At 35.2% G+C, this 13234-nt stretch carries 11 protein-coding genes and 2 pseudogenes; 11 read left to right on the plus strand and 2 right to left on the minus strand.

Going from position 1 to position 13234, the window contains the following annotated elements:
• Positions 1 to 138: 138 nt before the first annotated feature.
• The 10 genes and pseudogenes from ABWU58_RS04760 to ABWU58_RS04805 all read left to right on the plus strand — a co-directional run.
• Positions 139 to 756: pseudogene (locus tag ABWU58_RS04760) on the plus strand (DNA-methyltransferase); the annotation flags it as partial.
• Between the two features lie 22 nt (positions 757 to 778).
• Positions 779 to 1261: a hypothetical protein gene (locus ABWU58_RS04765; RefSeq protein ID WP_353282728.1), complete on the plus strand. Its 483-nt coding sequence runs from the start codon at positions 779 to 781 to the stop codon at positions 1259 to 1261.
• Between the two features lie 18 nt (positions 1262 to 1279).
• Positions 1280 to 2762 (plus strand): annotated as a pseudogene (locus ABWU58_RS04770) (ankyrin repeat domain-containing protein).
• Positions 2759 to 4588 carry a phage terminase large subunit family protein gene (locus ABWU58_RS04775; protein WP_353282729.1) on the plus strand — a complete coding sequence of 610 codons (1830 nt, stop codon included), beginning with the start codon at positions 2759 to 2761 and terminating at the stop codon, positions 4586 to 4588. The pseudogene ABWU58_RS04770 and the gene ABWU58_RS04775 overlap by 4 nt, the downstream one beginning before the upstream one ends.
• A gap of 1 nt (position 4589) precedes the next feature.
• A complete protein-coding gene (locus ABWU58_RS04780) occupies positions 4590 to 4823 on the plus strand; it encodes a gpW family head-tail joining protein (RefSeq protein WP_353282730.1) in 234 nt (77 codons plus the stop codon).
• Between the two features lie 39 nt (positions 4824 to 4862).
• Positions 4863 to 5123 carry a hypothetical protein gene (locus tag ABWU58_RS04785; RefSeq protein WP_353282731.1) on the plus strand — a complete coding sequence of 87 codons (261 nt, stop codon included), beginning with the start codon at positions 4863 to 4865 and terminating at the stop codon, positions 5121 to 5123.
• A complete protein-coding gene (locus ABWU58_RS04790) occupies positions 5120 to 5386 on the plus strand; it encodes a type II toxin-antitoxin system RelE family toxin (RefSeq protein ID WP_353282732.1) in 267 nt (88 codons plus the stop codon). Before ABWU58_RS04785 ends, ABWU58_RS04790 begins: the two co-directional genes overlap by 4 nt.
• An 84-nt stretch (positions 5387 to 5470) precedes the next feature.
• Positions 5471 to 6883: a phage portal protein gene (locus ABWU58_RS04795; RefSeq protein WP_353282733.1), complete on the plus strand. Its 1413-nt coding sequence runs from the start codon at positions 5471 to 5473 to the stop codon at positions 6881 to 6883.
• Positions 6884 to 6896: 13 nt separating this feature from the next.
• A complete protein-coding gene (locus ABWU58_RS04800; protein WP_353282734.1) occupies positions 6897 to 7973 on the plus strand; it encodes a S49 family peptidase in 1077 nt (358 codons plus the stop codon).
• 112 nt (positions 7974 to 8085) lie between these two features.
• Positions 8086 to 8994, plus strand: a complete 909-nt coding sequence (locus tag ABWU58_RS04805; RefSeq protein ID WP_353282735.1) for an AAA family ATPase — start codon at positions 8086 to 8088, stop codon at positions 8992 to 8994.
• Between the two features lie 192 nt (positions 8995 to 9186).
• On the opposite strand, the gene ABWU58_RS04810 is transcribed toward ABWU58_RS04805, so the two are convergent.
• Together ABWU58_RS04810 and ABWU58_RS04815 are read right to left on the minus strand one after the other, a co-directional pair.
• Positions 9187 to 10209 carry an IS110 family transposase gene (locus ABWU58_RS04810; RefSeq protein ID WP_353282736.1) on the minus strand — a complete coding sequence of 341 codons (1023 nt, stop codon included), beginning with the start codon at positions 10207 to 10209 and terminating at the stop codon, positions 9187 to 9189.
• Positions 10210 to 10793: 584 nt separating this feature from the next.
• Positions 10794 to 11813, minus strand: a complete 1020-nt coding sequence (locus ABWU58_RS04815) for an IS110 family transposase (protein ID WP_353282737.1) — start codon at positions 11811 to 11813, stop codon at positions 10794 to 10796.
• Positions 11814 to 12177: 364 nt separating this feature from the next.
• Between ABWU58_RS04815 and ABWU58_RS04820 the strand changes: the two genes are divergently transcribed.
• Entirely contained in the window at positions 12178 to 13149 is a 972-nt protein-coding gene (locus ABWU58_RS04820; protein WP_353282680.1) for an IS110 family transposase, read from the plus strand.
• Positions 13150 to 13234: the final 85 nt, after the last annotated feature.

Here is a 13234-nt window from a genome sequence, read left to right on the forward strand (position 1 = left end):
CTTGAGAACCAGTCTTCTATCGATAACAGCCGGGCAAATAAATCTGCCTTTGAAAGGCTTGAGCCGTATGACGGGAAACTGTCAAGTACGGTTCTTAGGGGGAAAAGGAGCGGCAACGCTTCTCTTTCTACCCGGCGTAGCAGTCAAGAAAGAGAAGATAAAAAAATATTAAACGATAATCAAGGTGAAAAGTATGAACTTTTTCTCTATGATATTTGCACTCATATTTTAGCATACACCAAAGGAGCAATTTACATCTGCATATCATCATCAGAGTTTTCAACGTTGCAAAAAGCATTTGAGGAGGCAGGAGGAAAATGGTCAACATTTATCATTTGGGCAAAGAATCATTTTACACTAGGCAGATCTGATTATCAAAGACAATACGAAGCAATGCTTTATGGATGGAAAAGCGGCAATAAACGTGAGTGGCATGGTGGTAGAAATCAAAGTGATCTGTGGTTTTATGATAAGCCAACACATAACTCACTGCACCCAACAATGAAGCCAGTAGAGCTAATGGAAAAAGCAATAGTAAACAGCAGCAGACCAGGAGACATAGTACTTGATCCATTTAGTGGTTCTGGCAGCACACTGATTGCATGTGAGAGAACAGGAAGAATCTGCAGAACAATAGAGCTAGATTCAAAGTTTGTAGATGTAACGATAAAACGTTGGCAAGTATACACGGGAAGAGATGCCATTTTAGCCGGTACTGGTAAAACCTTTTCAGAGATTCAAGAAGAAAATTCGTAGAAACAAGAGAGAGGAAAAAAAAGTGGAAAAAATAACACAAACAGAATGGGCAAGAGAGATAGGAGTATCAAAGCAATACGTCTGTTACTTAGTAAAGAAAGGAATAGTTGAGCTGGAGGATGGACTCATTAACCGAGAGCAAGCAAATAGGGCTATAGAAACAATCAGAGATCCAAGTCAGCCGCTGAGAAGAAAAAACTATTCAGAAAACGGAGAAAAACTTTCCACGATGTTACTAAAAACGCGAATAAAAAATGAAATGGAACGTGGTAAACTGCTTGAGGCGAAAGCTAAGGCTGAAATAGGAGAGCTTGTAGCAGTAGAGGAAGTAAAGCGCGATGCATTTAATGTAGCAAGAGTTGTCCGTAATAATTTGCTTAATATTCCAAATAGAGTTTCAGCACTACTTGCATCACTGAGTGACACTGAAAAGATTCATCAGACGCTAACTGAAGAGATTACAAACTCGCTTGAAGAATTATCTAACACTAAATTTCAAATATAAAAAGATTTTAAATATAAAATGGCTGATAACTTAAGTTTGGAGTTAATAAAGTGTCTCATTAATCAACCTGGATTAGATGTTAATGTTAGAGGATTAAATGGAAAGACACCACTACATTGCGCTATAGAGTTTGATGAATTAAGTATGGTGGATCTGCTACTCACAAAAAAGAATATCAATCCTTTTGTAGAAGATAATGATGGCAAAACATCTCTTGATTACGCCAAAGAAGGTAAAAAAGCAGAAATATTACAAGCGCTAATTAATAATAAATACGGATTGGAGAAAGATAGCTTACTTCACCTAGCTGCAATGTTGAATGAAGCAAATGCTGTAAGATTTTTACTTAACAAAGGAGTTAATGTTAATGAGCAGAATGCTTTACTACATACACCGTTACACTTAGCGGCAGGAGCTGGGCATGAAGGGATAGTAGAAATTTTAATTAGAGAAGGAAATGCGGATAAAGATGTTCTTGACGTGAGAAATCATGCAGCAATTCATTATGCAGTAAACAACAAGAAGCTAGAAGTAGTAAAATTACTTTCAAATCTTGGTGCGAATGTCAATATAGCTGGTAGCGGCAGCAATGCAATTATCTTCTTTGCACGTAGCTATAAGTAGTAGTAATTACGATGAAAGAGACTTATGTTTAGATATTGTAAGATGCTTAATAAATGCTCCTAATGCTGGGGTCAATTTACAAGACTACGAAAATAAAACACCACTACATTATGCTGAAAGACTTAAAACAATAGAAGTTTTACTAACGCGAGAAGATATAGATCCTTTGATTAAAGACGATAATGGCAAAACACCATTTTGTTATGCAAGAGAAGGGAATAAACAAGATATAGTGGAAGTTTTAGTGAGTAATAAATATGGAGAAGATAAAAACAGTTTACTTCATTTAGCAGCAAAAAAAGGATATGAGGAGTTCCTAGAAGCGATTTTGAAAGAGGGAGTTGAAGTAGATATTTTAAACAATAAAGGAGAATCAGCGATATATCTTGCGGCGATAAATAGGCATTTTAATATAGTAAAATTACTGCTAAAGAAAAGAGCAGATGCTACAGATGTTTTTGAGTACGCAATAACAACAAATAACGTAAAACTGATAAAGTTACTAAACAAAGAAAAGGATATAGTTTTATTTGGAAAAAATGACAACTTTCCAACATTTCATTTATTGAGCAATAAATATTTTGAAGAAAGAAAAATAGCAGATAAAAAAATAAAGAAATATAGCAGTATTATCTGTATTTCTATAACAGTATGCGCAATAGCGATAGTAGGAATTTACCCTAATATTATAGCTGTGGTAATGGTGGGAATAGTTGCGCTTATAGCTGCAATAGCAATGAATAATTTAATTCAGAAGTATATAGAAGAAGCGCTTGAAAAGAAAATGTTTACTGAACTTGAAAGTGAGAAAACAAGTAGTCCTAATTTAAGTGATGTTGAAGTATCATCTAATGATGGTGAAGAGCTAGCAATATGATATACGCCACATCTTTTTCTGAAGGTTTAAAACCAGATCCGCAACTTAAAGTATCAGAGTGGGCGAATGAGTATCGAGTTTTAGCGCCAACTGCAGCATCAGAGCCAGGAAAGTGGAGAACAGAGAGAACACCATACCTTAAAGAAATAATGGATTCACTATCTCCATCGTCGTCAGCAGAAAAAGTAGTATTCATGAAAGGAGCACAGATTGGAGGAACAGAAGCTGGTAACAATTGGATAGGCTATATAATCGATCAAACACCAGGTCCAATGCTGGTAGTACAGCCAACAGTTGAAATGGGAAAACGTTGGTCAAAAGGAAGATTTGCGCCGTTAATAGAGAGTACACCATGTTTAAAAAGTAAAGTAAAAGACCCAAGATCAAGAGATTCAGGTAATACTGTGCAAAGTAAGGAATTTCCAGGTGGAATAGTAGTAATAACTGGAGCAAATAGTAGTGTGGGTCTCAGGTCTATGCCAGTAAAATATCTCTTTCTTGATGAAATAGATGCATATCCAGGAGATTCAGGAGGAGAAGGTGATCCAGTACTGCTAAGCATAGCCCGTACCAATACATTTGCACGGCGAAAGATTTTTTTAGTATCAACACCAACGATTCATGGAATAAGTAGAATTGAGAAGGAATTTGAAGCAACAGATAAGAGATATTTTTTTGTACCATGTCCGCATTGTAATTACTATCAAGTTCTAAAATGGTCACAAATAAAATGGGAAGATAAAAATCCAAATACAGCACACTATATATGTATAGAATGTGGTGAAAAGATAGAAAATCATCAAAAAACAGAGATGCTGGACCGTGGAGAATGGAGACCTACTAATCCAATAAAGGGTGAGAAAAAAGGATTTCATCTTTCAAGTCTTTATAGTCCAGTAGGCTGGTATAGTTGGCAACAAGCAGTAGAAGATTTTCTTCATGCCAAAGAAAGTGAACAATTACTAAAAGTTTGGATAAATACTACGCTTGGAGAAACTTGGATAGACAAAGGAGAAGTACCAGACTGGAAGCAATTATTTAACAGGAGAGAATTTTTTCCCGTAGGCACAGTACCTAGGAGAGAAGTGGTACTTACTGCAGGAGTAGATGTCCAAAAAGATCGTCTAGAGGTGGAAGTTGTAGCATGGGGAAGAAGCCGTGAAAATTGGTCAATAGACTATCGAGTATTTGAAGGAGATACAGGAAGTGGAGAAGTATGGGGAAAGCTTTCAGAATTACTCAATCACCATTTTATCGGTGAAAATGGTCTTGAATACATGATAAGTATGATGGCAGTAGATGCAGGATATGCAACACAAGAAGTATACAACTGGGTAAGAGGTCATCAAGGCTCTGGAAGAGTAATGGCAGTTAAAGGTGTAAATAAAGCACTAGTGCCACTTAGTAGCCCAAGTAGAGTAGATATAACAGTTGGTGGTCAAAAGCTAAAGAGAGGAATAAAGCTCTGGCCAGTAGGAGTATCGATATTAAAGTCAGAGCTTTTTCAACTACTTAATATTTTAAAAGAAGAAGAGGGAAAAGCTCTACCTGGATACTGTCATTTTCCGGAGTATGCACCTGAATATTTTAAGCAGCTAACGGCAGAACAATTAGTCAGCAAGGTAGTAAAAGGATATACCAAACAAGAGTGGCAAAAGGTAAGAGAAAGAAATGAAGTGCTAGATTGCCGAATTTATGCGAGAGCTGCATCAATAGCACTGGGAGTAGACAGATGGCCAGAGAGTAAATGGAATAGTTTAAGTGAAAAACCAGAAAGTAAAAAACCTAAAAAAGTGAGACAAAGCAAATGGTTGAATGAGAAGTAAGATGTACAACGAAGAGTATTTAGTTCAAGTCGAAGAAGCGATAAAAAAACTGCAAAGCGGAGAGCGAGTAGTATCAATTGCATATGGTGACCATGTGGTAAGATATGCTGAAGTTCAGATAAATGACTTGCTGAATCTACGGCAACGTATTAAGGCTGAACTGAAAGTTGCAGGTGTGAGACCGAAGAGAAGAATTGTGATTGCGACAAGTAAGGGGATTGACAAAATTGTGTAAAAATGTTATAGTTTAAAGTTGGTATTTTCTAGTTAAAATATGGATCAAAGTCAAGAAAGGCTGAATGTTAATGTAAGTTTTGAGGGGGAATTTGCTCAGTATCTTACAGAGGTTGCAAAAGCATGGAATAAAACTATACCAGAAGTTTTAGTGTGTCTTGTGAAAGAAGAATTTGAGGCAGAGAAAGAGATGGCTGAAATCATAAAAGAACGTGATGTGCCAAATGCAAAGACGGTGAAAAATGAGGATGTTGACTGGGAAAAAATATTATCTGCAAAGACAATTAAAAAAGATGAGTGAAATACAGTATTATCTATTCGGAAAAGGTTCTTGAGAAAGATTTCCTTACTTTACCACCAACAATAAGATCAAGAATTAGAAGAGCTATAGACGAGCGTCTTACAATTGATCCGATTAATCTTGGTAAACCATTAAGTGGTAGGTTAGTAGGGAGTAAGAGACTAAGGGTAGGTAATTACAGGGTTATTTACAAAATAGCTAAACTAGAATATACAGTAATTATCACCGAAATAGGACATAGAGATACAATTTATAAAAGATAGCAGAACTTACTGGAGTGTAAATTGAAATAAAATCACTCAAATTTGTGCAGCAACTTGTTGCATAATTAAAACTCAAGGGGATAAATGTTACTCAAATCATTCAAACAACTATTTAACAAACCAAAAATCAAAAGTTCAGCCTGGGATGCAGTAGGCTCAGGAAGAAGATTTTTTCACTTTCAACCAGAGTTAGGAAGTATAAACAATTTGCTGTCTCAAAACCTTGAAACTTTACGTAGTCGATCACGTGACATGGTGAGAAAAAATCCATATGCAGCAAATATCATTGATACAATAGTAAGTAACTCTATTGGAACAGGAATAAAACCACAATCAAAAGCAAGGAATGCAGAATTTCGAAAGAAAGTGCAAGAATTATGGCTAAGATGGACAGATGAAGCAGACAGTAGTGGAGTAAGTGATTTTTATGGATTACAAGCTTTAGTATGCAGAAGTATGATAGAGGGAGGAGAATGTTTTGTACGGCTGAGAACAAGAAAATACGAAGATGGTCTTTATGTACCGTTACAATTGCAAGTACTTGAATCTGAACATTTAGACAATAAAACAAATCAAACTTTAGCAAATGGTAATGTAATAAGAAACGGGATTGAGTTCAATAGACTTGGGCAAAGAGAGGCATATTACTTATTTAGAGAACATCTAGGAGAAGGCTCGTTTGGAGAATCAGTAAGAGTACCAGCAAATGATGTTTTACATATTTATAGACCATTAAGACCTGGGCAAATTAGAGGAGAGCCATGGCTTTCTAATATACTGCTAAAGCTTTATGAGCTTGATCAATACGATGATGCAGAATTAGTAAGAAAAAAGACAGCAGCGATGTTTGCAGGGTTTATTACAAGACTTGATCCTGAGGCAAATATTTTAGGAGAAGGTGAAAGTAATGAGCAAGGAGTAGCACTATCTGGACTGGAACCTGGAACAATGCAGCTTTTAGACCCAGGAGAAGATATAAAATTTTCAGAGCCGTCTGATGTTGGAGGAAGTTATGAAGCATTCATGAGACAGCAACTGAGGGCAATAGCGATTGGTACAGGGATAACATATGAACAGCTAACAGGAGATTTAACAGGTGTTAATTATTCATCCATTCGAGCAGGGCTGATAGAGTTTCGCAGAAGGTGTGCAATGTTGCAGCATAACGTGATAGTGTTCCAGTTTTGTAGACCTATTTGGAATAGATGGCTAGAGTTAGCAGTACTTTGTGGAGAATTGAATATAGATGAAAAAGTTGCAAAAGCAGCGAAAGAAGAAGTAAAATGGATACCACAGGGATTTGATTGGGTGGATCCACTGAAAGATCAGCAAGCACAGCAAATGGCGGTAAGAAATGGCTTCAAAAGTCGAGCAGAAGTAGTATCAGAAATGGGTTACGATGTAGAAGAAATTGATCAAGAAATAGCAGAAGATAAAAAGCGTGCTGATTCTTTTGGACTTTGTTTCGATTCTGACGTTAACCATAAAGTAGAATAAGGGAAGGAAGGTGATGTGGATAAATAAACCAGTAATGGTAGAGAGAAGAAGCTTTGAACTATTATCATTATATAATAGCAAACAACCTATCTTTAAGAACTTAAAGCATTTTCATATAAACCCAAAAGGAATAGCAATAATACGTATTTATGGAGTTTTGACTAAAAAAACAGAAGCTTTTGATCATATTTTAGACATGACTTCGTATGAAAATATTCATGAAGAGATAGAGAGTGCTTTAGAAGATAAAAGCATAGAGACGATTCTACTTGACATAGACAGTCCAGGAGGAGAAGTAAATGGAGTATTTGACTTAGCTGATTTTATCTATAGTGCAAGAGGAAAAAAGAGGATAATAGCGATAGCAAATGATGATGCGTACTCTGCTGCATATGCTATAGCTTCAAGCGCTGAAAAGGTTTTTATGAGTAGAACCTCTGGTGTTGGAAGTATAGGAGTAATAGCAAGTCATATAGATCAAAGTGGGTTTGATGAAAAGCAAGGGATAAAATATACAACTGTTTTTGCAGGAAGTCGAAAGAACGATTTAAATCCGCATGAGCCGATAACGTCTGAAAGTTTGGAAAGCTTACAAAAAGAAGTAGATCGTCTATATGAAATGTTTTTGCAGCTTATAGCAAGAAATAGAGGTCTTTCAACGGAAAAGATCAGATCAACGGAAGCAGGGCTATATTTTGGTGAGAGAGCAATAGAGATAGGACTTGCTGATGGAATCACAACGTTTTCTGAATTTATAGATAATTATAGGAGAAATAATATGACTAAAACTGAGATAAAAGAACAAGCAATAGATATTGATGATCTAATTGAGCAAGGAAGATGTTTAGGCTACGAGAACTGTCGTAGAGAAATTTTAGAGGTAATAAGATTATGTAATTTGTCAAAGATGCCAGAAAAGATAGGAGAATTTATTGAGCAGGATGTGAATGCAAAGCAAGCACAAGAAATATTAATGTCGATACTGGCGGAGAGAACGAAGAAGACAGAGATTTTGAGTACAATACCACAAAGTTCATCAGAAGATTTAATGATGCAGGTAGCGAAAAGTCGAGCAAAATCGGGCATTTGATGGTGGTCTACTCTTAACCGCGGTATATAATACTAACATACGCCGCGGTAAAATAAAGTTGATCATCTTATAACCGCGGTATATAATGCTAACATACGCCGCGGTAAATTGTATGAGTGAACCAATAATTGGTAGAGAAAAAGAAACAGCGATTCTAGAAAATAAGCTTCTTTCCCAATCAGCCGAGTTTATCGCAGTGTATGGTCGACGTCGTGTAGGAAAAACATATTTAATAAAACAATTTTTCAACAAACGTAATGTAATCCTATTTGAGCAGACAGGTCTCAACAAAGGTGCTTTGAAGGAGCAGCTTGAGATCTTTGCAGAATCATTGTCTAGATCTTTTTACAATGGTGTAAGAATGGCTTTGCCTAAAAACTGGATGGATGCATTGCGTCAATTAACTCTTTCGATTGATATTCATAGAAATGAGCAGGTTGTTTTATTTTTTGATGAGTTGCCATGGCTTGCTGCAAGAAAATCTGGATTTTTAGTAGCACTAGAACACTTCTGGAATGTGTATTGGACATATCGAAAAAGGCTTATATTGATCGTGTGTGGTTCAGCAGCATCATGGATGTTAGAAAATTTAATCTATAATAAAGGAGGATTACATAACCGTATTACTGCAAGAATACCTTTGCAGCCTTTTAACTTAAGTGAAACTAAAGAGTATCTAAGGTATTTAGGAGTCAATCTTAATCACCAGCAGATATTACAGATCTATATGGCCATGGGAGGGATACCACACTACCTTAAGGAAGTAAGTCAAGGATTATCAGCAGCACAAAATATTAATGCGATCTGTTTTCAGAAGGAAGGTTTGTTATTTGATGAATTTGATATGTTGTTTCACTCGTTGTATGAAGAACCAGAAATGTATATAAATATTATTCGTGTGATTGCAAAAAAGCCAAAAGGGATCAGCAGGAAAGAACTTATAAAAGCAACTAAAATCACTGAAGATACCGTCTTGCAAGTCAACAAAAAAATTACAAAAATTGTTCAAGCTGTATCATAAAATCAAAAAATACTTCCAATTCACATTTTGTGTAACGTTACACAGATTATAGTTAGTGAATATGTTGATAAGTAAATTTCCGCTTTTTTGTACGTATAAAATTAATTTACTTATCAACATATTCACTAACCAACTACAAAATTTGTGTAAGATACTATTTCACATAAGATGTGATTGGAGCATTTTTTGATTTTAAAGCACTAAACTTTCAGCCAAACTCCTAGCTCTGTAGTTTTTGATATGATCTGGATCAAAAGCCTTTTTTGACCTTAAAACACCAAAAACAATATGGAGTAACTTACGCATTGCAGCTCCCACAATGGCCATGTTATGCTTGCCTTTCTCTTTTAACCTTTCGCAAAAAGTCATAATAATAGGATTATGATTCTTAGCTACTATAGCAGGAAAGTACATTGCCTTACATAATGTTCGTGAACCAGATTTACTTAATCTGGGCTTGGCATGTACAGATGTACCTGACGTTATATTTTGTGGTATAGTTCCTGCATATGCTGCCAATTGTCTGGCATTTATAAAAGCTTTTATATCAGGAATTTCAGCTAAAATAGCTATTGCTGATTCCTCTCCTATTCCTGGAATAGTTAATAGAAGTTGAAAATCCTCCAACAAATATTTGTGTTGTTTTAATAGTTCACGTATGGAATTTTTTATTGTTTCTATTGATTGTTCTATGTTAATTGCTAAGTTTTCCCAAACATTTACAACTTCTTCAGGCAGTCTCTCTTTCTTTTCTAAATGATTATTTACTAATGTCAATTCATCTTTTAATGCAACTGAGCAGCGATAAAGCTGTTTTAATTGTTTCTTTTCATGAGAAGGTGGTGTCCAACGAGAAGGTTCCTGTCTTTGACAATAATCTGCAATAATCTCTGCATCAGTCTGGTCATTCTTCTGTCGTGCAAGCTTACTTTTTGCATAAAACCTTATGCAAGCTGGATTTACAACACTAACAAAATGTCCAGCGTTGTGGAGGAATTCAGCTAAAGCTTCACTATAACAACCAGTAGCTTCCATGCAGGCTTTTACTTCTTCTAGGTTATGTTTTTGTAGAAAGTTCATCAGACCTTGAAACCCAGTATCATCGTTTTTAAAATTCCTTTTCCTACTTTCACGTTTTCCTTTTTTGCTTATGAATGAGAGAGAAACATCAAAGCGTTCTTTTGAAACATCTATACCTAAAAAGTTGTTGATCATATATAACCCCATATGTTACCATTTTAAATGAAAAGTAAGGCTAACCTTGTGAATACAGAATTAGAACCATTTAGGTTCTCTAATTGCATGAAAGTCAATAATAATTTTTTGTATCATGAAAAATATTTTTTGATATAAAATTCAGCTCTAATGCAACCTTTTATTTACTATTGTATTATCTTATTCAATCAAAAGGGGTTTTATTGGCAATAAAAACACCAGCACTAAATTTCTAATTAATCTCTTTTAAATTATGCAGCCAATGAATATGTGAATAAGTACGCTACACACACTTAAAGTGCTTATTCACATATTCATTAGGTTTATAAAAATTAAAGTGTCATATTTTCCCCATCACCCTAATGATTTTACATAAGTTAAAGTAGTATGCTTCCATGGTTCTCTCCGCGGTCTAACATGGCCAAAATTTTAATTTGCCAAGCCGCACTATACTTGTTAGGCGGAAGTGGACGGCAACATGTCTTTCACGAAGTCTATGCTTCAACCTAAATTCTTGCTTATCCCTTCCATCGGCATTACTATCTTTACTTTCAGTAAAATTATTGTTTATACTCCTTTAGTGTTTATTGATAACAAAATTCTGTTTTGTTAACCAACATCCTATGCATAATTACAGATAATTTTCTTGCTACAGCAATAATTGCTTTCTTCATACCCTTCTTTTTTGCAAGCTTTAATCCCCAGCTTCTTAATTTAAATGTCCTTTTACATTTTACCAGTAAGACTTGTGCAGCTTCATACAACATATTCCTACATTCCACTGGCCCCATTTTTGATATACTTCCGTGTCGATCAATCTCACCAGAAGCGTACTGTCTTGGGCTTAATCCCATATAGGCTCCAACCGTATAGGATGTTTCAAACCTATATGGATTATCTATTGCAGCTTTATATGTCATTGCTACTATAATACCAACTCCTGGAACAGTAGTTAATAATTTACAATCCTCATCTTTTTTACCTTGCTTTGAGAGCATTTTATCAAGTTTTCTTATCGATTCTTCTATTGTTTCTAAACTATGTACTAATGATTCAATTGAGTTTTTGCTAATTTCATCTAGATTGTTAATTGTTTCTTGCATTTTGAAAGCAAAGTTTGCAGAACTAAGACGTTGATTAACTTTTATTCCGTATATTTTCAGTAATCCTCTTATTGTCCCCGCAATTTGCTCTCTGCTACGTATTAATTGTCTTCTGCTTCCAAGCATTATTTTAACCTGACAAGCTTCGTCTGATTTTACTAATACCTCCTTAAATAGCCCAACTCTCATCATTTGTGCTATACCTCTTGCATCATTTTTATCATTCTTATTGATCCTTGCAGATAATGCTGCTGCCATATGTCTCGCATCTACACAAATTACTGGCAATCCAAGATTCCTTAACTCTTTGCACATTGGTATTGATAACTGTCCACTTTCTATTCCTATGGCTTCATATTTTTTGCATTGACTAAGCAAATACTCTGCTATTGCCTTGCTTTCGCTTGCAACAACTTCCTCTTTAACAATCTTACCTTTCTCATCAACGATACTAATAAAAGTTTCTTTGAGTGAGACATCTAATCCACTATAATATTTCATGAGACTACTCCTACCGTAAAAGTTTAAATTATTTTTGAAGAACTCATTCTATTGAATTTGTTACTTCGCGCTAAAATAATGGAGTATGTCTCTCCATCATTCAATTGCAATTACAGTATGTTTTTCTAAGATACCGTCCAGCCTTATATGTTAAAAATAGGTTTTTATAAGTACTACAAAGTAGTAATGTAAAGACATACAGAGAAGAGGAACCGTGTCCAGTCTTGGTCATAAGGACCGTAGTATAGCAAGGTTTTCTTCTCTGGTTTATACTGAAGTTCCGAACAACTGATTGAGTTTTTAGACTCGTATATAAGGGTGGAAAATACAGTATATATTGTTTATCAACATTTACGGAGGAATTATGAATTCATCAAATATTATTGCTGGCATTGATGTTAGCAAAGCTAAACTTGATATTCATATCCATCCACTTGGATATCATAAAGTATTTGAAAATAACGTGCAAGCTATTGATCAAATACTCGACTTTTTACGTTTGCATAATGTAAGCAAAGTTGGTCTTGAAGCAACAGGTGGATATGAAAAATTATGTGCCTATACTTTACTAAGCAATGGTTTTGAGGTATATGTTATTCAACCTAGATGGGTTAGAGATTATGCAAAAAGCCTTGGCGTTGCTACTAAAACCGATAAAATAGACTGTAGTATCATCTCACGTTATATTAATAATACAGATATGCGTGTTACTCCTTTAAAAGTTAGTAATGTTGATTGTTTGAGGCAAAAGCTATCTCGTAGAAATCAACTTGTAGAAATAGCAAAAATACAAAAAACCCAAGCTTACCAGGTAACTGATATATCCATAATAAAACAAATGGAAGAGCTACTTGCCATTTTACAAAATCAAATCCAAGCCTTAGAAGATGAGATGATGGAGTTGATTGATCAAAGTCAAGAGCTTAAAAGAAAATACATATCAATAACTAGTATACCAGGTGCAAGTAAAATCACAGCTATTACTATGATTTGTTATCTACCAGAACTAGGGACGCTTCAAGAAAAGCAAATATCCAGCCTTGCCGGGGTTGCACCTTTTAATCGAGACAGTGGTTTTAGTAAAGGAAAAAGGTGTATTCAAGGCGGTAGGTCACAAATTAGAACAGTTTTGTATATGTGTATTCTTAGTGCGCGGGAATGGAATTCTTACATAAAAACTTTTTTTGATAGGTTGTATAATCAATATAAAAAACCATATAAAGTTGCTTCTACCGCTGCTATGAGAAAGTTACTTTTACTTGCTAACTCCTTGGTAAGAGACGGTAGAGTGTTCACTGAGGAATATAGCCCTAAGTCTACTTCTCTAGTAAGTTAGTGTAGCTGTGGATAAGTACGCCCACATAAACTATAAGTACTTATACACAGCTACATCAATTAAGAGTTATAGCTTATATTATGTA

Origin of the sequence: Wolbachia endosymbiont (group A) of Pogonocherus hispidulus (assembly GCF_964028195.1) — a bacterium.
GTDB lineage: Bacteria > Pseudomonadota > Alphaproteobacteria > Rickettsiales > Anaplasmataceae > Wolbachia.